The 17,584-nt window shown below is 73.1% G+C and carries 21 protein-coding genes; 13 read left to right on the forward strand and 8 right to left on the reverse strand.

The genetic code is table 11. The features are described 5' to 3' along the window. Window positions 1–458 precede the first annotated feature (458 nt). Window positions 459–2,063, reverse strand: coding sequence for an NAD(P)/FAD-dependent oxidoreductase (locus tag AB0F98_RS00085; RefSeq protein ID WP_357726158.1), 1,605 nt, complete (start codon window positions 2,061–2,063; stop codon window positions 459–461). Window positions 2,064–2,135: 72 nt separating this feature from the next. Here AB0F98_RS00085 and AB0F98_RS00090 point away from each other — a divergent pair, with 72 nt between their 5' ends. Continuing rightward, complete coding sequence (locus tag AB0F98_RS00090; RefSeq protein ID WP_357726161.1) at window positions 2,136–3,569, forward strand: aldehyde dehydrogenase family protein; 1,434 nt, start codon at window positions 2,136–2,138, stop codon at window positions 3,567–3,569. Window positions 3,570–3,621: 52 nt separating this feature from the next. Here AB0F98_RS00090 and AB0F98_RS00095 read toward each other — a convergent pair whose 3' ends face one another. Next, complete coding sequence (locus AB0F98_RS00095) at window positions 3,622–4,023, reverse strand: ChaB family protein (RefSeq protein ID WP_357726164.1); 402 nt, start codon at window positions 4,021–4,023, stop codon at window positions 3,622–3,624. Between the two features lie 215 nt (window positions 4,024–4,238). On the opposite strand from AB0F98_RS00095, the gene AB0F98_RS00100 reads away from it, so the two are divergent. The 4 genes from AB0F98_RS00100 to AB0F98_RS00115 all read left to right on the forward strand — a co-directional run bounded on the left by AB0F98_RS00100 (window position 4,239) and on the right by AB0F98_RS00115 (window position 6,567). After that, the gene (locus tag AB0F98_RS00100; protein WP_357726167.1) at window positions 4,239–5,219 is read left to right on the forward strand and encodes a YihY/virulence factor BrkB family protein; all 981 of its coding nucleotides are present in this window, start codon (window positions 4,239–4,241) and stop codon (window positions 5,217–5,219) included. A gap of 45 nt (window positions 5,220–5,264) precedes the next feature. Continuing rightward, window positions 5,265–5,681: a DUF2795 domain-containing protein gene (locus AB0F98_RS00105; RefSeq protein ID WP_357726170.1), complete on the forward strand. Its 417-nt coding sequence runs from the start codon at window positions 5,265–5,267 to the stop codon at window positions 5,679–5,681. 52 nt (window positions 5,682–5,733) lie between these two features. After that, window positions 5,734–6,195 (forward strand): SRPBCC family protein, encoded by a 462-nt coding sequence (locus tag AB0F98_RS00110; protein ID WP_357726173.1) that lies wholly within the window; start codon window positions 5,734–5,736, stop codon window positions 6,193–6,195. Window positions 6,196–6,306: 111 nt separating this feature from the next. Further along, window positions 6,307–6,567 (forward strand): hypothetical protein, encoded by a 261-nt coding sequence (locus AB0F98_RS00115; protein ID WP_357726176.1) that lies wholly within the window; start codon window positions 6,307–6,309, stop codon window positions 6,565–6,567. Window positions 6,568–6,674: 107 nt separating this feature from the next. Here the strand turns inward: AB0F98_RS00115 and AB0F98_RS00120 are convergent, their stop codons facing one another. Beyond that, window positions 6,675–7,949 (reverse strand): MFS transporter, encoded by a 1,275-nt coding sequence (locus AB0F98_RS00120; RefSeq protein WP_357726179.1) that lies wholly within the window; start codon window positions 7,947–7,949, stop codon window positions 6,675–6,677. 154 nt (window positions 7,950–8,103) lie between these two features. Here AB0F98_RS00120 and AB0F98_RS00125 point away from each other — a divergent pair, with 154 nt between their 5' ends. After that, complete coding sequence (locus tag AB0F98_RS00125) at window positions 8,104–8,313, forward strand: hypothetical protein (protein WP_357726182.1); 210 nt, start codon at window positions 8,104–8,106, stop codon at window positions 8,311–8,313. On the opposite strand, the gene AB0F98_RS00130 is transcribed toward AB0F98_RS00125, so the two are convergent. Next, on the reverse strand, window positions 8,310–8,756 hold the full coding sequence (locus AB0F98_RS00130; protein WP_357726185.1) for a hypothetical protein: 447 nt from the start codon (window positions 8,754–8,756) through the stop codon (window positions 8,310–8,312). The two genes, AB0F98_RS00125 and AB0F98_RS00130, sit on opposite strands and share 4 nt — an antisense overlap. A gap of 144 nt (window positions 8,757–8,900) precedes the next feature. Between AB0F98_RS00130 and AB0F98_RS00135 the strand changes: the two genes are divergently transcribed. The 5 genes from AB0F98_RS00135 (at window position 8,901) to AB0F98_RS00155 (ending at window position 14,028) form a co-directional block, all read left to right on the forward strand. Next, window positions 8,901–9,248, forward strand: coding sequence for a DUF6401 family natural product biosynthesis protein (locus AB0F98_RS00135; protein WP_357726188.1), 348 nt, complete (start codon window positions 8,901–8,903; stop codon window positions 9,246–9,248). A 226-nt stretch (window positions 9,249–9,474) separates the two neighbouring features. Then, entirely contained in the window at window positions 9,475–11,604 is a 2,130-nt protein-coding gene (locus tag AB0F98_RS00140; RefSeq protein WP_357726191.1) for a SpoIIE family protein phosphatase, read from the forward strand. A gap of 51 nt (window positions 11,605–11,655) precedes the next feature. Then, the gene (locus tag AB0F98_RS00145; RefSeq protein WP_357726195.1) at window positions 11,656–12,333 is read left to right on the forward strand and encodes an HAD family hydrolase; all 678 of its coding nucleotides are present in this window, start codon (window positions 11,656–11,658) and stop codon (window positions 12,331–12,333) included. Window positions 12,334–12,438: 105 nt separating this feature from the next. Then, on the forward strand, window positions 12,439–13,731 hold the full coding sequence (locus AB0F98_RS00150; RefSeq protein ID WP_357726198.1) for a cation:proton antiporter: 1,293 nt from the start codon (window positions 12,439–12,441) through the stop codon (window positions 13,729–13,731). Between the two features lie 81 nt (window positions 13,732–13,812). Beyond that, entirely contained in the window at window positions 13,813–14,028 is a 216-nt protein-coding gene (locus tag AB0F98_RS00155; protein ID WP_357726201.1) for a DUF3072 domain-containing protein, read from the forward strand. A 70-nt stretch (window positions 14,029–14,098) separates the two neighbouring features. Here AB0F98_RS00155 and AB0F98_RS00160 read toward each other — a convergent pair whose 3' ends face one another. Continuing rightward, window positions 14,099–14,599 (reverse strand): metallophosphoesterase, encoded by a 501-nt coding sequence (locus AB0F98_RS00160; protein ID WP_357726204.1) that lies wholly within the window; start codon window positions 14,597–14,599, stop codon window positions 14,099–14,101. Between the two features lie 257 nt (window positions 14,600–14,856). Between AB0F98_RS00160 and AB0F98_RS00165 the strand changes: the two genes are divergently transcribed. Further along, window positions 14,857–15,447, forward strand: a complete 591-nt coding sequence (locus AB0F98_RS00165; RefSeq protein WP_357726207.1) for a general stress protein — start codon at window positions 14,857–14,859, stop codon at window positions 15,445–15,447. 107 nt (window positions 15,448–15,554) lie between these two features. Here AB0F98_RS00165 and AB0F98_RS00170 read toward each other — a convergent pair whose 3' ends face one another. Continuing rightward, entirely contained in the window at window positions 15,555–15,743 is a 189-nt protein-coding gene (locus AB0F98_RS00170) for a hypothetical protein (protein WP_355146146.1), read from the reverse strand. Window positions 15,744–15,876: 133 nt separating this feature from the next. Here AB0F98_RS00170 and AB0F98_RS00175 point away from each other — a divergent pair, with 133 nt between their 5' ends. Beyond that, window positions 15,877–16,233 carry a hypothetical protein gene (locus AB0F98_RS00175; RefSeq protein WP_357728941.1) on the forward strand — a complete coding sequence of 119 codons (357 nt, stop codon included), beginning with the start codon at window positions 15,877–15,879 and terminating at the stop codon, window positions 16,231–16,233. On the opposite strand, the gene AB0F98_RS00180 is transcribed toward AB0F98_RS00175, so the two are convergent. Then, window positions 16,230–16,838: a DUF1684 domain-containing protein gene (locus tag AB0F98_RS00180; RefSeq protein ID WP_357726210.1), complete on the reverse strand. Its 609-nt coding sequence runs from the start codon at window positions 16,836–16,838 to the stop codon at window positions 16,230–16,232. The genes AB0F98_RS00175 and AB0F98_RS00180 overlap by 4 nt on opposite strands. A 57-nt stretch (window positions 16,839–16,895) precedes the next feature. Further along, window positions 16,896–17,441 (reverse strand): GNAT family N-acetyltransferase, encoded by a 546-nt coding sequence (locus AB0F98_RS00185; RefSeq protein WP_357728944.1) that lies wholly within the window; start codon window positions 17,439–17,441, stop codon window positions 16,896–16,898. Window positions 17,442–17,584 lie beyond the last annotated feature (143 nt).

Consider the following 17,584-nt stretch of genomic DNA (forward strand, 5'->3'; position numbering starts at 1 on the left):
GAGGGCCGTCGTGACTCTCCCCCGATGTCGACGACGCGGGCTGTCCTGACTGCCGGGCGGAGGCGTCGGCGAGCAACCACCTGTCGGCAGCATCGTCACCGAGCGTGACATAACTCTCCGTGACGGTCGCTCCGACCCGGACCGCGCACCGTCTCTCCCTTTGCTCTGCACCCACCGACGCACCACGTCACTGACCTGCGGCTCTTTCGCCCGGCAATGTCAACGGCCGAGCCTGGCCGGTGACCAACGGTGACTGGCGCGTATCGGGGTGCAGAGCAAAGGCAGCAAGGTGGTGTGCCATCGGGCATCGATGCGGTCACGTTCCGTGAGTGTTGGGCAAGCACGGTCTCCACGCTGGCCGGCGCGCCGCATCCTCGTCCCGATCGGCGCCGCCGCACCCACCCACCGCACGCACCGCCGCCCCGCCATCGCCCCGGGCCATCGTCGGGGGCGGGCGGTCAGCTGTAGATCACGCGTTGGGCCGTGCCGATGGCGGACGCGTACAGGGCGCCGGTGAGCGCGCGGTCGCGGGCCAGGGCGGCCCGGGCGGCGTTCGCCCCGGGAGCACCGTGCACCCCACCGCCGGGGTGCGCCGAGGCGCTGGCCAGGAACAACCGGTCGACCGGGGTGTCCGCGCGGCCGAGGCCGGGGATCGGGCGCAGGAACAGCTGCTGGTACGCGGCCGACGTGCCGCCGCCCACCGCCCCGCCGACCAGGTTCGCGTCGCCCTTCTCCAGCTCGACCGGGCCGGCCACGTGCCGGCCGACGATCAAGCTCCGGAAACCGGGCGCGGCCTCCTCCAGCACCTGCTCCATCCGCTCGACGTGCCCGCTGATCTCCTCCGCCCGCCAGTTCCGGCGGAACGGCAGATGGGTGTACGACCACACCGACTCGGTGCCCGGCGGCGAGTGACTGGGATCAGCCACGCTCATCTGACCGACCAGCAGGAACGGCCGCCGCGGCAACTCCCTGCGGGCCAGCTCCGCCGAGTAGCTGGTCAAGCCGTCCAGGTCCGCTCCCAGGTGCACGGTGCCGGCGGTGGCCACCGCCGGGTTGCTCCACGGCAACGGCGCGGAGAGCGCCCAGTCCACCTTCAGGGTGGAGCCGTCCCAGCGGAAGTGCGACAGGTCCTCCACCAGCCGGGGCGGCAGCGCCGCCGCGCCGACCAGGTCGAGGTAGAGCGCCGGGGCGGGCACGTCGGCGAGCACCGCACGCCGGGCCCGCCACAGCGCACCGCCGGCCGTACGCACCCCCATCGCCCGGCCACGCGCGGTCAGCACCCGGTCCACCCGTGCGCCGTAGAGGATCCGCCCGCCACGTTCGGTCAACCGGGCCACCAGCGCATCGGTGATCTTCTGCGAGCCCCCCTCGGGCACCGGCCAGCCGACCTGCTGGCCGAGCATGGCGAGCAGCCAGCCGTAGACCCCCGAGCCGGCCTCCTCCGGTGACAGGTCGGTGTGCAGGGAACAGCCCGCCAGCAGCGCCCGCCCACCCGATCCGTCGAACAACTCGTCGGTGAGCTTGCGGATCGGCACGACCAGACGTCGAGCGAGCCGCAGCGCGCCGGAGACCCGCATCTGGCGGAGCAGAGCGAGCCCCCCGCGCACCGGAGGGAACGGGGTCGTGATCGTCTCCATCATCGGCTCGGCGACGTCGATCCAGTCGCCGTACGCGGTCAACCACCTCGCGCCGTCGCCGGACGCGAACGCGTCCAGCGAGGCGGCGGTGACGTCGGGGTCCCGGTTGAGCACCGCGGCCCGGCCGTCGGGCAGCAGATGCGCCAGCACGTCCGGGGCGTGCCGCCAGGTGAGGCCGTACCGGTCCAGGTCCAGGCGGCGCATCACCGGCGACGCGTAACCGAGGGGATAGAACGAGCTGTAGAGGTCGCTGAGGTAGCCGGGCGCCGTCACCTCGCCCGAACGAACCGCCCCACCGGGCGTGCCGTTCGCCTCCAGCACCACCACTTCCCAGCCGGCGTCCGCCAGCATGTTGGCGGCCACGAGGCCGTTGTGGCCGGCCCCGACGACGACGGCGTCCGCGCTCTCGGCCCCGGTGGGAGTCATCGGACCCGCCTACCCCGCCCGCAACCGGGCGAAACGCGTTTGCCTCGGCGGGGCCGGGGCATCCAGCGCCGCATGTACACGGTTGCGCAGCTGATAGGTGGGGTCTGGGGCGCCGGCGGCGAGGAGGGCGAACTGGTCGTGAACGACCCGGCCGACGGCTCGCCGGTCAGCTCGGCGCCGGTCGCGACGGCGGACGTGGTCGGCAAGGCGGTGGACGCGGCCCGTGAGATCGAGTCGGAGTGGGCGTCGACCCCACCGGCGGAACGGGCGGCGGCGCTGCACCGGGCCGCGGACGCGGTCGAGGCGATCACCGACGATCTCGCGGCGGCGGTCACCGCCGAGATGGGCAAGCCGTTGGCGGACGCGCGCGGCGGCGTCGAGGCGGGAATCGGCACGCTGCGACAGTACGCGGAGCTCGCCCCGGTACGTGGCGGACGTACCCTCCACGGCGGCCACCACGCGATCGACTTCATGATGCCGCAGCCGCACGGTGTGGTCGCCGCGATCACCCCGTGGAACGATCCGGTGGCGGTCTCCTGCGGCCTGCTCGGCGCGGCGCTGGTCACCGGCAACGTGGTGCTCTACAAGCCGAGCGAGCGTACGCCGGCCACCGGCTGGTTGCTGGCGAAGGCCCTGGACGAAGCCCTGCCGGCGGGGGTCCTCTCACTGCTCACCGGCGGCGCGGAGACCGGGGCGGCGCTCGCCGCGCAGCCGGTGGACGTGGTGGCGCACGTCGGCTCCACCGCGACCGGTCGGGCGATCGCCGCGGCCGCCGCCCGCACCGGCGCCAAGGTGCTGCTGGAGAACGGCGGCAGTGATCCGTTGATCGTGGACGCCGGGGTCGATCCGGTGTGGGCGGCCCGGGAGGCCGCTCTCGGCTCGTTCGCCAACGCCGGCCAGATCTGCGTCGCGGTAGAGCGGATCTACGCCCATCGGGACGTGGCCGAGGACTTCGTGGCCGCGCTCGTCGACCGCGCCGCCGGGTTGCGGATGGGACCGGGGCGGGATCCGGCCACCGAACTCGGCCCACTGGTGGACCGGCGGCACCGCGACCACGTGCACGGGCAGGTCACCGCGGCGGTGGCCCAGGGCGCGCGGGTCCTCACCGGCGGCACGCTGCCCGACGGGCCGGGAGCGTTCTACCCGGCCACCGTGGTGACCGACTGCCGCCACGACATGCCGCTGGTGCGGGACGAGACGTTCGGGCCGGTCGCCCCGGTCGTGGTGGTCGATTCGTTCACCGAGGCGCTGCGTTGCGCGGCCGACTCGCCGTACGGGCTGGCCGCGACGGTGCTCACCGGATCGATGAGTCACGCCCACCGGGCCTGGCGCGAGCTGCCCGTCGGGACCGTGAAGGTCAACTCGGTCTTCGGCGGCGCACCCGGCGGCGCCGCGCATCCGCGCCGGGCCAGCGGCCAGGGGTTCGGGTACGGGCCGGAACTCCTCGACGAGCTCAGCGTCATGAAGGCCGTACACATCGAGGCGCCGGGCGGCGGCCACTGGTGACGTACGCGGGGGTGGCCGTCCCGATCGGACGGCCACCCCGCACACCTGCCTATCAGCGGCCTCGAGCCCTGGTCGTCTTCTGGTTGTTGGCCTTCTGGATCGCCTTGACCAGCTCCGGCTTGTTCATCCGCGACCGGCCCGGCACGTCCAGCTTGCGGGCGACCGTCATCAGGTGGTCCTTGGTCGCGTTCGCGTCCACGCCGCCCGCGGTGGGCGCGCGGCGCTCGGGGCCGCCGCCGGCCGCCTGCCGGTCGCTCGGACCCTTGCGGCCCTTGGACTCCCAGTGATCGCCTACCTTCTCGTACTCGTTCTTCACCGCGGCGAAGGCGGTGCGGTGCGCCCGCTCCCCTTCGCCGTACGTCTCCACCGCCGAGTCGTGCGTCTTCTCCCAGGTGCGCTGGGCCTTCGCCGGGGAGCGTCGCAGTGTGCTGGGCAGTACCTCGCGCCCGGGCATCTCGTCCTCCTCCGCGTCGATGGGTCGACTTGTTCTGCATTTGACCGTTCCCCCCGAGCCGGTCGCGCAAACCGCCGCCCACCACCGGGAGCCGTGCCGTTTGCCGACATTCGGACCCGGGTACCGGAGCGCGTGTGGAAAGGCGGAATGGCCCCACTCCGTACCGGATACATCGACAAGGGGTCGTCCCTGACGCCGCGGGCAGGGAGCGGGACATGACGACGACGGAGCACGGCTCCCCGACCACGGCGGGATCCGGCCTGCGCCTACCCCGGCGGGTACGGCAGCTGAGCTGGCGGACCTGGTACGGCGTGCTGGTCCGCAGCGGGCGGAACTTCGTACGGGACAACTGCTCCGACTGGGCCGCCGCCCTCACCTACTACGGCGTGCTGGCGCTGTTCCCGTCCGCCATCGTGGTGGTCGCCCTCGTCGGTCTGGTGTCCGACGGCGAACGGACCGTGGACACCGTGCTGGAGTTGGCCCGCCAGGTGGGTGCCGGCTCGGTGGTGGCGAACGAGGGCTTCGTCGGTGTGGTCCGGAAGGTGGTCGAGCAGGAGAGTTCGGCGAAGGCGCTGCTGAGCTTCGGTCTGCTCGGCGCGCTGTGGTCCGCGTCCGGGTTCATCGGCGCCTTCACCCGCGCCTCGAACGCGATCTACGGGGTGCCGGAGGGACGGCCGTTCTGGAAGCTGCGCCCGTTGCAGATCGGGCTGGCGGGGATCTCGCTGGTGCTGCTCGCGACCGTGGCCACGGGTCTCATCGTCAGCGGCCCGGTCGCCGACGGCGTCGGTGACCTGATCGGCGCGGGCGGACTGGCCCGGACGGTGTGGAGCGTGGGCCGGTGGCCCGTGCTCGCCCTCATCATGATGGCGCTGCTGTCGCTGCTGTTCTGGATCGCCCCGAACGTGCGCCAGCCCCGGTTCCGCTGGCTCACTCCCGGCGGTGCGGTGGCGTTGGCGGCGTGGGCCGTGGCCTCCTTCGGCTTCGGCCTGTACGTGGCGAACTTCGGCTCGTACGACGCCACGTACGGCAGTCTGGGCGCCGTCATCGCCTTCCTGGTCTGGCTCTACCTGTCGAACTCGGCGCTGATGCTCGGTGTGCAGATCAACGCCGAGTTGCAGCGTGGCCGGCGGATGCAGGCGGGCGAGGAGACACCCGAGGAACCGGTGCTGCCGCCGAAGGCACCGGTCGCTTCGTGACCGCTTGCCGGTTTGACGCCGGTGCCGTCGGGTAGCGCAGAAGGCATGGAGCGTGGCAACAGCAAGCACGGACCGAGGGTCGACGAACAGATGAGCCAGGAGGTCAGCGGCCTCGTACAGGGGCCGGGGACCGGCGGCTCCCGGGTCGACGAGTCCCGGGTGCCGGAGCCCGCGGGCGAGGACCAGCCGGAGGCGACGACGGCGCCCGCCGGCGAGCTGCGGACCGGAGCCCCGAAGGGGATGAGTTCGCAGGACGTCGAGCGGCGCAGCCGGCTCGGACGGTTCATCACGATGAGCGCGCTGCCCGGCGACCGGGAGGCGCTGGTCGCGAACGCCCGCGACAACGGGGCGCCGGACGACATCGTCGCCGCGTTGCAGACGCTGCCCGACGGCACCCGGTACCAGACGATCTCCGAGGTCTGGGCCGCGCTCGGCAACAAGAACGAGACGACGCGCTGGTGACCGGTGCGGGACACCATCCCGACCGGCTCCGGCGACCTGAGGAGGATGCCTGATGAGTGGCGTTACCGAGCATGTGGACGTTTCCGTCCCGGTGCGAACCGCGTACGACCAGTGGACCCAGTTCGAGGAGTTCCCGCACTTCATGGAGGGGGTGGAGGAGGTTCGGCAACTGTCGGACACGATGACCCACTGGACCGTCGAGATCGCCGGAGTGAAGCGCGAGTTCGACGCCGAGATCACCGAGCAGCTCCCCGACGAGCGGGTCGCCTGGCGTTCCACGAACGGCGCGCAGCAGGCCGGTGTGGTGACCTTCCACCGGCTGGACGCGGACAACACGCGAGTGACCCTCCAGCTCGAGTTCGAGCCGCACGGCATGGTGGAGCAGGCCGGCGACAAGATGGGGGTCGTCGATCGGCGCGCGAAGGGCGATCTGGAGCGGTTCAAGCAGTACATCGAGCGGCGTGGCCAGCAGACCGGCGCCTGGCGCGGCAAGGTGGACCGCCCCCAGCCGTGACCCCCACCCCCGGATGACGAACGCCCGACGGCCGCCGGTCTCACCGGCGGCCGTCGCTCGTCCGCGCGGCCTGCGCCGTTTGCGACCACCGCGCCGGGGTACCGCGAGAACATGGCGAACAAGAACAAGGTGTGGCGGGACGAGGAACGGACTCCCCTGGAGGAACTGGAGCGGGCCGTCGCGAGTTCCACGATCGATGGGCAGGCCGACGACGTCACCGGCAACGACGCAGGCGAGGAGGCGGCGTTCGGTCACGGGCCGGAGGCGGCGGACCGGGACGGCCAGGCCGCCGGGGCCGGTCGGGAACCGACCGACCCGGAGCGGGCTTACCGCCCGTCGGCGACCGGACGTACCGGCCCGGACACTCTCTGACCTTCCGACGGGCCGGGCCGCGGTGGTGCTGGCCGGGCCCGGGGTCGGGTGCCCGGCGGGGAGGGCGCGGCCCGGTCGGCTGACCCGGTCACCCTCCGGCGGCCGGCTCAGCCGGTGAGGCGGGCGGGCCGGCGGGACGCGGCCGCGTGCAGGACGATCAGCGCCACGGCGAGCGCGAGCAGCGCCGACCCGAGCGCCTGGATCGAGGTGTGCGACATGAGCACACCGATCCCGGCCGGGACCAGGGAGGCGCCCAGCGCGGACGTGCCGATCTGCAATCCGATGGTGCGGTCCGCGTGGGCCGCGCCGACCCGCTCGGCGGTGGTGAGGGTGAGCAGCGGGAAGACCGGAGCGGCGGAGAAGCCGACCACCACCAGCCCGGCCACCGCCAGCCAGGCAGGCGCGGGCACGGCGATCAGCACGGCGCCGCCGGCCATGCCGACCAGGCTGGTACGCAGCACCCGGCCCGCGCCGAGCCGCTCGGCCACCACGCCCTGCACCACCCGGCCCACGAAGAGGCTCCCCCAGTAGGCCGACACGCAGAGCCCCGCGGCCGCGTCGGTCAGTCCCCGCCCCTCGGTGAGCAGCAGGAACGCCCAGAGTCCGGTAGCCACCTCGATCGCCACGTACACGGCGAAGGCGAGCGCGCCGAGCCAGACCGCGGGCAGGCGCAGCGTCTCCCGTACCGGGACGGGCCGGACGGCGGTCGGCGCGGCCGCCTCCGCCACCACCCCGACCGATCCGACCGGCCCGGACACCGCGTCGCCCACCGCCGCGACCGGCTCGGCCGGCGGGTCCGGTACGGGCGCGGGGGTCCGCTGCCGCCAGGCCCGGACGCTCAACGCGAACGCGGTGGCCAGGGCGAGCTGCGCGGCGGCCACGATCCCGTACCCCCAGCGCCAGCTGAGCCCGGCGCCGAGCGCGCCCGTCATGATCAGCGGACCGATGGCCACGCCGAGTCCGAAGAACGCGTGCATCCAGTTCATGTGCCGGGGTCCGAACGCGCCGGCGGCGTACGCGTTGAGTCCGGAGTCGATCGCGCCGGAGCCGAGCCCGAGCACCACCGCGGCCCCGATCACCACGGCCAGGACGGGGCTCACCGTGTAGCCCGTCAACGCCAGGGCCGCCAGCATCGTGCTGCCCGCCAGCAACCAGCCCACGCCGAGCCGGGCCAGGGTGAATCCGGCCAGCACGCTGGAGATCAGGTAGCCGGCCGTGCTGGCGGTGAGCACCAGGCCGACCGCTTCGGTGGGCACGCCGAAGTCGTTCGAGATCGACGGCCACCCGACGCCGATCAGGCCGTCCGGTAGGCCGAGGCTGACGAAGGCGAGGTACGCCAACAGGAGCAGGGCGGCTCGGGGGCGCGCGTTGGGGGCGGACACGGAGGCACATCCTCCGCCCCGGCCGGCCGGCGGTTCGGCCCGGGTCCCCCGTACGACAGGACGGGACGCCCGGACGGTCCGAAAAACGGACAGCTCATACAGAATCGGCCGAACGGGGGACGGCGATCCCGACTTACCGCGTAAGACTTTCGGGATGCGACAAGGCTCCGGCATCCTCACCACGCGTCAACGCCGCCTGGCCTGGCTCGGCTTCCTGCTGGCCGCGCTCCAGGCACCCGTCTCCGCTTGGCTCGTCTCCGACGATTCGTGGCTGTTCAGCCTCTGCGTCGCACTGATGGTGGCCACGGTGCTCATCGCCGACGACGCCCGCCGGCGCCCGGCCGACGCCAGCACGGGCGACTAGCCGCCGTCGCTCGGGCGCGCCTCGTGCCCGGGTAGGCCACGGGTACGCCGCCGCTCCTTCATCTCCGCCTCGTAGAGGTGGCGCCGACCGCCGACCAGCTGCTCGCGGGCGTACCGGTCCAGCTCGCGGAAGAGCGCGTAGTAGCCGTCGTCGAAGTCCTCGACGATCTGGAACGTCCAGCGTCCGGCTATCACGTTGCGCCCCAGCAGCCGGGTGCGGATCCGTTCGGCGATCTCCGGGTGCCCGGCGTCGCGGAACATCTCCACCGCGTCGTCGAGCATCAGGTCGGCGTGCCCGATCAGCTGGTGCAGCGAGTAGAGGTGACCGCGGGCCCGTTCCACGCACTCCAACGCCTCGCTCAGCTTGCCCAGTGCCGCCACGGTGTCGTCGCTGACGTCCGCCGGCCGTCGGTGCCGCTCGTCGGGCCCGTCCTGCTGCGCCATCGCGCCTCCGTACTCCTGCCGTGCCCGCCGGGGCGGTTCCGCTCGCTCGCCGACGGGGTGCTCGGGCGCCGACCGGTGGCTGACCACACACCGTGCGGGAGGTGGAGGCCGACCGGGAAGCGAGTTCGGTTAACGTCGTTCCCCATGCGTGTGCCGTTCAACCGGGTCGCTGCCAGTGAGGTCGACTCGGCACGGTCCACCCTCGCCGCTCTCGCCGTCTCGGTCGGCGACGGGCTCGCCGCCGGGGCCCAGCGCCCCGGCCTGCAGGCTCTGCTCGATCAGCACGCCGCCGCCGTACGCGACAGTCTCGACACCGCACTCCGTCCGCTGACCCTGGCCGCGCTCGCCGGGTACGCGGAGGGCGTCCTCGCGGCCGCGTCGCAGCACGGCGGGCAGCCGACGGGCGGCCCGATCGACTGGTCCGATCCGGACTGGCTGCCGATCCGGCTGCTCGCGGTCCACGCGCTGGCCCGCGCCCTCGACGTGGCCTGAGCCGACCCCGACGTCCTCCCGGGATGGCCCCGGACCCGCCCGGGCGCGACTGCTGGTCCCGGCGCGCGTCGGGCGCCGATCGGCGCTGAGCAGCCCGAACTGTCGTTCCACGGCGCGTCGCGGCCGACGCCGGCCGTCGTCGGCGCGAGGACTGCCGGTGGCACGCGCCGCGACGCACCGAACATGATCGGAAACAGCGAGCCGCTCCTCGGGCTAGGCTGCGGGCATGCCAGGAACGGTCGGGCGAATCCCCACGCCGCCGGCGCCGCTCTCCGGGTCATCCGCCCGGACCGAGGCGGCGGCCGCCGTCTTGGGCCACGACTGGGCCGGCACGTCACTGGGCCCACGCCACTCCTGGGACCCGGCGGTACGGGCGGTCGTCGACCTCATCCTCGCTTCGCCGGTGCCGATGGCTCTCGCCTGCGGCGAGGACCTCCTCCTGATCTACAACGACGGCTACGCCGAGCTCATCGGTGCGAACCACCCGACGGCTGTGGGGCGCCCCGCCGGCGAGGTGTTCAACGAGCTGTGGCATCTGCCGGGTGTCGGGAACGTGCTGGAGCGCATCTACCGCGACGGCGGGACGTTCCTGGAGCAGGAGAGCACTCTCCCGCTGGTCCGCAACGGCGGCGGCGTGGTCGAGCAGGCGGTCTTCACCTGTGGCTACTCCCCGGTGCGGGACAACAGCGGACGCATCGTCGGAGTGCTCGCCGTGGCGGCCGAGACCACTCACGTCACCCGACAGTTGCAGAGCCTCGGTGAGGTCGCCGCCGCGCTGGCCGGCACCCTCACCCTGGACGACGTCGCCCGGGTCAGCCTGCGCTACGCGCTCACGACGTTCGACGCCGATCGCGTCGCCTTCGCCGTTGACGAGGGGGGCGGCGGCTGGCGGATGGTCCGCCGGATCCGGGGCGAGCTGATCGACGAGGCCGACGAACGGCTCCCGCCGCTGTGGCGCCGCACCGCCGCCGACTGGCCGGATCCGCTGGTGCAGGCGGCCCGGTCGGGTAACCCGCTCATCATCGGCACGGGCCAGCCGCTGCGGGAGTCCGCGGCCGACCGTCACGACCAGAAGATCGTCTCACTCGCCGCGATGCCGCTGCGCGCGTCGGTCGTACGCGGTGGGCTCTCCGTGGGCCACCAGGCCGCGCGCGTCTGGTCCGCCGCGGAACGCGCGCTGCTGGCCGCGTCGGCGGAGCTCATCGGGCAGGCGGCCGAACGGGCCCGGCGGTTCGAGACCCAACACGGCACCGCCCAGCTGCTGCAACGCAGCATGCTGCCGGAGCACCTGCCGGACCTCCCCCGGCTGCGCATCGCTGCCCGCTACGACCCCGGGGTGGACGGCAACGCCGCCGGTGGGGACTTCTACGACGCCTTCCTGCTGCCCACCGGCCGGCTCGGGGTCGTTCTCGGCGACGTGGCCGGACACGACGTGCGGGCCGCCGCCCGGATGGGGCAGGTACGCGCGGCGCTGCGCGCGTTGGCGCTGAGCGATCCGCGTCCGGACGCCGTCCTCGCCGGGCTGGACCGGCTCGTAGCCAGCCTGGCCGCCGAGGCCGGCACGCCCGAACTCTTCGTCACCGTGGTCTTCGGGGTGATCGACGCCGACCGGCAGGAGTTGGCCCTGGCCAGCGCCGGGCACCCGGCCCCGCTGATCCGGCGGTGCGCCCCGGACGACCAGCCGCAGGCCGAGTACGTCGACCTGCCCGCCGGCGCGCCGCTCGGGCTCGGCGCCCGGCCGGCCGTGGCCACCGTCCGGTTCGCCCCCGGCGACACGCTGCTGCTGTTCAGCGACGGTGTGGTGGAGCGGCGGCGGCAGAGTCTGAGCGCCGGTCTTTCCGCGCTCGCCGAGGCGGTGGCCGGGGCGGGCAGCGGCGACCCGCGGGCGCTCTGCGCGGTCGCCAGCGCGGCGGTTGCCGGGGCCACCGAGGACGACGTCGCCGTCCTCGCGGTGGAGCACGCGTTGAAGCCCAGCCGGTCGGCGAGCATCGAGGTGCCCGCGGAGCCGACCGCCCCGGGCCGGGTCCGGCGCTGGCTCACCGCGCAGCTGGGCGAGTGGCGGGTGCCGGAGTCGGTGATCGGCGCGGCGGTGCTCTGCACCAGCGAGCTGACCACGAACGCGCTGCTGCACGCCGGCACAGCCGCCCGGGTGGAGATCGACCTCAGCGCTGAGCGGCTGCTGGTCTCGGTCGCCGACTCGGGCACCCGCGGGGCGGTCACCCGAACGCGGACCGACACGTTGAGCAGTCGGGGGCGGGGGCTCGGGCTGATCGAGGAGCTGAGTGACGCCTGGGGCACCGACCCGACGGTGCGCGGCTCGACGGTCTGGTTCGAGCTCCTGCTTCCCGCCGAGTGAACCGCACGCGCCCGCGCGTCAGCCCCGCCCGTGGCGGGTAGGAGGACGGCCATGCCTACCGACAACCCCGCCGGCGTCCTCTTCGACGTCGACGGCACCCTGGTCGACACCACCTACCTGCACACGGTGAGCTGGTGGGAGGCGCTACGCCAGCACGACCAGCCGGTGCCGATGGCCACCGTGCACCGCGCGATCGGAATGGGCTCGGACAAGCTGCTCGACCACCTGCTCGGCCCCGAGCGGGACCGCGACGCCGACGGGCGGCTGCGCGACGCGCACGACACCCTCTACGCCGAGTACTGGGAGCGGCTCACGCCGCTGCCGAAGGCGGCGGACCTGCTGCGGGCGTGCGCCGAACGAGGGTTGCGGGTGGTGCTCGCCACGTCGGCCGCCGAGCACGAGGTCGCCGCGTTGCGCCGGGCGCTGGACGCGGACGACGTCGTCGCGGCGGTCACCTCGTCGGCGGACGCGAAGCAGAGCAAGCCGGCCCCGGACATCCTGGTCGCCGCGCTGGACCAGTCCGGCCTGCCCGCCGAGCGGGTGGTCTTCGTCGGCGACTCGGTGTGGGACGTCGCCGCCGCCGGCAAGCTGGACATCCCGTGCGTCGGTCTAACCTGCGGTGGGACCAGCCGGGGCGAGCTGGCCGGCGCCGGCGCGGTGGCGGTCTACGACGATCCGGCCGCCCTGTTGGCAACGCTCGACGACTCACCGCTGACCCGGTGGAAGTGAACCGCGCCCGGTTCTGCGCCGGCACGGAGGCATAGCCGGAGCGCCGTCGGGGCAAGGTCTGTCACCACCTGCCCGCGCCTCGCGGGCGCGGTCGGAGGTGGTGCGGTGGAACCGGTGGACGTGGCCTTCGCCGTCGTGGGGCTCGGCGCCCTGCTCGCCGGCATCCTCCCTCGGTTGCTGGAGCGCCGCCCACTGTCCATGCCGATCGCCTTCCTCGGCCTCGGCATGGCGGTGTTCCTGCTGCCCACCGGGCTGCCGGTGCCGGACCCGCTGGCGCATCCCGAGGTCGCCACGCACCTCACCGAGATCGGGGTGATCGTCGCCCTGATGGGCGCCGGGCTCAAGATCGACAGGCCGTTGAGCTGGTCGGGGTGGTCGTCCACCTGGCGGCTGCTGGCGGTCGCGATGCCGTTCTGCATCGCGGCGGTGGCCCTGCTCGGCTGGTGGTGGGCCGGCCTGGTGCCGGCGACCGCACTGCTGCTGGGCAGCGCGCTCGCGCCCACCGACCCGGTTCTCGCCTCGGACGTCCAGGTCGGCGAGCCCACCGACGCGGAGGACTCGGAGGACGAGGTCCGGTTCGCCCTCACCTCGGAGGCCGGGCTGAACGACGGGTTGGCCTTCCCGTTCGTGTACGCGGCGATAGCCGTCGCGGGCACCGGCCTCGCCCCCGGGGACTGGCTGGCCCGGTGGTTCACGGTCGACGTGCTGTGGAAGGTCGGCATCGGTGTCGGCGGTGGACTGCTCGTCGGCTGGCTGCTGGGCAAGCTCTTCTTCCACGCCCCGCGGCAGTTGCGGCTGGCCCGGCACGCCGAGGGCTTCCTCGCCCTGGCCGCCACGTTCCTCGCGTACGGGCTCGTGGAGGTGGTCGGGGGGTACGGCTTCCTGGCCGTCTTCGTGGCCGCCCGGGCGATCCGGGCCGCCGAACGGACCCACGAGTACCACGCCGTGCTGCACGACTTCGCCGAGCAGGTCGAACGGCTGCTGACCGTGCTGTTGCTGCTGCTCTTCGGCGGCGCGGTCGTGGGTGGACTGCTCGCCCCGCTCACCGTCCCGGCCGCCGTGGTCGGCTTGGCGCTGGTCTTCGTACTCCGGCCGCTGGCCGGCTGGCTGTCGTTGCGCGGAGCACCGGGACGGCCCGCCGAGCACTGGGTGATCGCGTCCTTCGGCATCCGCGGGGTCGGCTCGTTCTACTACGTCGCGTACGCGACCACGAAGGCCGACTTCGCGGGCGCCGACCTGGTCTGGGCCACCGTCGGGCTGGTGGTGGTCGTCTCGGTGCTGGTGCACGGCATCGCCGCCACCCCGGTCATGCGACTGCTGGACCGGGCCGGTGAGCGTACCGACGGGTCGGCGCCGGACCGCGCCGCCGAGCCCTCGGTCAGTGGCGCGACCGGCTGAGCGCGGCCGAGCGGTGCTGCCGGCGCATGAACGGGCGGCAGCCGGGGTATTGGTACACCTGTTCGACGAAAGGTGGGGATCATGACAGACCGCAGGGGTGACGAGGCCAACCCGCAGGGTGCGATCAAGGACCCGGACGAGTGGGTGACCGGAGCGGAGCCGCCCACCGCGGCCCAGGAGTCCTACCTGGCCACGCTCGCCCGTGAGGCGGACGCCGAGGTGCCCGACGGGCTGACCAAGGCGGAGGCGTCCAAGCGGATCGACGAACTCCAGGAGGAGACCGGCCGCGGCCAGTGAGCCCGGCGAGCCCGCCGGCGGCGTTGGACCCGAGGCGAGCCGGCGCCGTGGCCCACCGGGCCGGGTCGACTCAGCGCGGCGGGAGGCGGTGCAGTTCGACCCGGTCCAGCCGCCCCGCCGCCACCCGGGCGGACAGGTAGGTGGCGTAGGGCTGGGCCCGCCGGTCGGTCGGCGAACCGGGGTTGAGCAGCCGCAGCCCGCCCGGGGCGACGGTGTCCCACGGAATGTGGGAATGCCCGAAGACCAGCAGGTCCGTGTCGGGGAAGCGGGCAGCGCAGCGCTCCTCGCGGCGGGTACGCGGCCCGGTCTCGTGCACGACGGCGACCCGCAATCCGTCGAGTTCCACCCGGGCGATCTCGGGCAGCCGGGCCCGAAGTGCCGGCCCGTCGTTGTTGCCGTGGACGCCGATCAGCCGGCGGGACCGGGCCTGCACCGCGTCCAGCAGCGATTCGTCGACCCAGTCACCCGCGTGCAGCACCACGTCGGCCGCCTCGATGGCGGTCCAGAGCGGCTCGGGCAGGTCCCGGGCCCGCTTCGGCACGTGGGTGTCCGCGGTGATGACCAGACGCATCCGCCCATTCTCATCGAGTGGAGCCGGCAGCGCGCCGCCGTCGCCCGCCGGGCGCGCCGTCACCGCTCGGCGACGCTTGCCGGATGTTGCCGCTCCGTGCTCCCGGACGGGGCCGGCGCGACCGGACGGACTGCGGCTCGGCGCTCCCGGGACGGGGCCGATGCGACCGGACGGGCCGCGGCTCGGCGCTCCCGGACGGGTGCGGCGTTACCGGGCGACCGGGGCGGGAAATGGGGAGTCCTACGAGGGAGGAACTCATGACCAGTGCTTCGGGACCGACCTCCGGCTGGCGGTCCGCCCTGCCCGGCGGTGGCCTGCTTCCGTCCGGGCCGGCGGGCCGGACGACGACGCCCGGCGACGGGCAGGGTCCGGAGACCGGACCGCCGACCGTGACGGTCGGTTCGTATCCGGACTACCCGTCCGCACAGCGGGTGGTGGACTACCTGGCGGACAACCGGTTCCCGGTGGAGCACACGGCCATCGTCGGTACGAATCTCACCCTGGTGGAGACGGTTCTCGGCCGGATGGACACCGGACGCGCCGCCCTGATCGGCGCCGGTACCGGCGCCTGGTTCGGGCTCTTCATCGGTCTGCTCTTCGGCATCTTCACGGTCGGCAACTGGCTCGGCGTGATCGTGGTCGGGCTCGTGGTCGGCGCGATCTGGGGCGCCATCTTCGGCGCGGTGGCGCACGCGATGACCGGCGGGCAGCGCGATTTCACCTCGGCCAGCTCCCTACGGGCAGGCCAGTACGCCGTCATCGTCGACGCGAACCTGGCCGACCAGGCACGGCAGTTGCTCGGCCGGCTCGATCTCTCCGCGGCGGAGCCGAAGCCGAAGTTGCGCTGACAAGGCGGGAAAAACGCCGGACCCTGGTACGAAAGCGCACACTCGCTCTCGTACCAGGGTCCGCGCGGTTCGGTCAGAGCCGCCAGGGTCCGCAGCGGGCACCCTGACTATCGGTCCGCCAGGTCCGGCCGGTGCTCGCGTATCCACGCCTCGACGTCGGACTTCCGCCACACCTTGCCCATGGCTAGCACGGCTACCGGCTCGGGGAAGTTCCGTTGATTGGCGATCACGGAGGCACGCTGCCGGGAGACGTTCCCCAACATCTCCCGAATCTCCGCCACGCCAACCAGGTCCATAGGTTGACGATGACAGCGGGCAGCGGTCACGACAGCGACAACTACGCAGGCCGTTGACACTGACAATAGTCAACGGCACCATGGAGAGATGGAACTCACCGACGGAAGCTCCCTGTACGCCGGGCCCTACGTGATGCCACCCCGGCCGGAATCACAACGCCACCCGGCGCAACTCGACCCCCACCGGCCGCACCTGCCGCGGCGGCCGCTGTGGGTGTGCCGCGTGTGCCCGGCCATGGATTGGCCGTGCCCTCCCGCCCGGCTGCTCCTGGCCGTCGAGTACCGGCGCAACCTCGCCGGGTTGGCGGTCTACATGGGGCAACAGCTGGCGGCAGCCATGGAGGATCTCGGGCGGCTGGACACCGGCGGCCCGCCGGACGGGAACGCGCTGTACGAGCGGTTCATCACGTGGATCGAACGCAAGCGGGAGGTACCCGTCAGCCGGCCACGAGGGGCCGGGCAAACCGGCCCTGAACCGCCCGAACCCTAGCCACCGTGTGAACCGTCGTGACCGGAGTAGGCAAGCTCTCCGGCCCGGATGGGCACGTCGACGCGGTTCTCCGGCGGGGCGAGTGGACAGGCCCAGCGGTCGTCGTAGGCACAAGACGGGTTGTAGAGATAGTTGGCGTCCAGCCGGACCCGGTCGCCGGGCAGCATGGTCAGTCCCCGACCGAAGGTGCCCTTCACCGTGTCGGTCAGGTAACGACCGCCGCCGTAGCTCTCCCGGCCGCAGGTGGCGTCGCGTACCGGCACGAAGAGGCCCCCGCCGTACGCCATGATCCACCAGAGCGTGAGCGGGCCCCACGGCGTCTCCGCGACCGCGACCCGCCGGTAACGGATCACTCCGTCCGGACCGCCGGTGTCGATTTCGATCTCACCCTCGGCTGGCCGCAGCGGCGCCTCCACGATGGCCGAGGGGTTCGGCGGGTGGTAGCGCACTCCGGTGAAGCTGGGCCGGTCCTGTGGCGGAATGGGGCTCTGCGGATGGTCGGCGAAAAGACGGTCACGTTCCGCGCGGAAGCCGGCCAGGTCGAGATCGGAGAGGTAGAGCCGGGCGATCCGTTCCCGCCAGTCGGCCAGGTCGAGGTCGTTCACCCGATGAGCCTAGTCCGCGCGAGCGGCCCACGGGCCGACCGGCGCCGGTCGCCCCGGTCACTCCCCCGACGATCCGGCCGGCCACGGGTCGGTGGCCAGGCGGGCGTGCAGGTGCTCGTCGTGGCGACGGCCGTCGCCGTACCGGAAGGACTCCCGCAGCGTGCCCTCGAGGCGGTAACCGGCCCGCTCGGCGACCCGGCAGGAGGCCGCGTTGGCAGTGGCGTGGCAGAGCTCGATCCGGTGCAGCCCGAGTTGTTCGAAACCCCAGCGGGTGAGCAGGGTGACGGCCCGCGACGCGACACCGCGACCGCGCGCCGACGGGACGACCCAGTACCCGATCTCGGCTTCGTCGTCGTGGATGTCGTACAGCGACACCGAGCCGAGCAGCGTGCCGTCGGTGGCGTCGGCCACCGCGAGCGACGCGTGGTCTCCGGCCGACCAGTCCGCGCGGCGGCGCAGCCAGTTCAGCGTCCGTTCCTCGTCCACCGGCCAGCCCTGCGGATTCCACCGGGCGATGTCCGGATCGCTCAGCGCCGCCTGAACCGCCGGTGCGTCGGCCTCGACCCAGGGGCGAAGCACCAGGCCGGGGACGGTCAGCTGCATGTGGGCCACGCCGGAAGTCTGCCATGCCACGACGACGCCCGGCGTGGACAGTTCCTTCAAACCTGCAAGACCTAGCCGAGGGCCGCCTTCCTCCACCGAGTGGTACAGCCAACTGCAAGATTGTTTAATTTTTAAATAGTGCT

Origin of the sequence: Micromonospora sp. NPDC023737, from assembly GCF_040639715.1 — a bacterium.
GTDB lineage: Bacteria > Actinomycetota > Actinomycetes > Mycobacteriales > Micromonosporaceae > Micromonospora.

What these genes read in the sequence shown, in the direction of transcription:
- AB0F98_RS00125 (WP_357726182.1), top strand. Translation starts at nt 8,104, where the DNA reads ATGCGACAAGGCTCCGGCATCCTCACCACGCGTCAACGCCGCCTGGCC.
- AB0F98_RS00105 (WP_357726170.1), top strand. Translation starts at nt 5,265, where the DNA reads ATGGAGCGTGGCAACAGCAAGCACGGACCGAGGGTCGACGAACAGATG.
- AB0F98_RS00110 (WP_357726173.1), top strand. Translation starts at nt 5,734, where the DNA reads ATGAGTGGCGTTACCGAGCATGTGGACGTTTCCGTCCCGGTGCGAACC.
- AB0F98_RS00185 (WP_357728944.1), bottom strand. Translation starts at nt 17,441, where the DNA reads ATGCAGCTGACCGTCCCCGGCCTGGTGCTTCGCCCCTGGGTCGAGGCC.
- AB0F98_RS00100 (WP_357726167.1), top strand. Translation starts at nt 4,239, where the DNA reads ATGACGACGACGGAGCACGGCTCCCCGACCACGGCGGGATCCGGCCTG.
- AB0F98_RS00165 (WP_357726207.1), top strand. Translation starts at nt 14,857, where the DNA reads ATGACCAGTGCTTCGGGACCGACCTCCGGCTGGCGGTCCGCCCTGCCC.
- AB0F98_RS00130 (WP_357726185.1), bottom strand. Translation starts at nt 8,756, where the DNA reads ATGGCGCAGCAGGACGGGCCCGACGAGCGGCACCGACGGCCGGCGGAC.
- AB0F98_RS00085 (WP_357726158.1), bottom strand. Translation starts at nt 2,063, where the DNA reads ATGACTCCCACCGGGGCCGAGAGCGCGGACGCCGTCGTCGTCGGGGCC.
- AB0F98_RS00145 (WP_357726195.1), top strand. Translation starts at nt 11,656, where the DNA reads ATGCCTACCGACAACCCCGCCGGCGTCCTCTTCGACGTCGACGGCACC.
- AB0F98_RS00135 (WP_357726188.1), top strand. Translation starts at nt 8,901, where the DNA reads ATGCGTGTGCCGTTCAACCGGGTCGCTGCCAGTGAGGTCGACTCGGCA.
- AB0F98_RS00090 (WP_357726161.1), top strand. Translation starts at nt 2,136, where the DNA reads ATGTACACGGTTGCGCAGCTGATAGGTGGGGTCTGGGGCGCCGGCGGC.
- AB0F98_RS00155 (WP_357726201.1), top strand. Translation starts at nt 13,813, where the DNA reads ATGACAGACCGCAGGGGTGACGAGGCCAACCCGCAGGGTGCGATCAAG.
- AB0F98_RS00115 (WP_357726176.1), top strand. Translation starts at nt 6,307, where the DNA reads ATGGCGAACAAGAACAAGGTGTGGCGGGACGAGGAACGGACTCCCCTG.
- AB0F98_RS00175 (WP_357728941.1), top strand. Translation starts at nt 15,877, where the DNA reads ATGCCACCCCGGCCGGAATCACAACGCCACCCGGCGCAACTCGACCCC.
- AB0F98_RS00095 (WP_357726164.1), bottom strand. Translation starts at nt 4,023, where the DNA reads ATGCCCGGGCGCGAGGTACTGCCCAGCACACTGCGACGCTCCCCGGCG.
- AB0F98_RS00170 (WP_355146146.1), bottom strand. Translation starts at nt 15,743, where the DNA reads ATGGACCTGGTTGGCGTGGCGGAGATTCGGGAGATGTTGGGGAACGTC.
- AB0F98_RS00160 (WP_357726204.1), bottom strand. Translation starts at nt 14,599, where the DNA reads ATGCGTCTGGTCATCACCGCGGACACCCACGTGCCGAAGCGGGCCCGG.
- AB0F98_RS00140 (WP_357726191.1), top strand. Translation starts at nt 9,475, where the DNA reads ATGCCAGGAACGGTCGGGCGAATCCCCACGCCGCCGGCGCCGCTCTCC.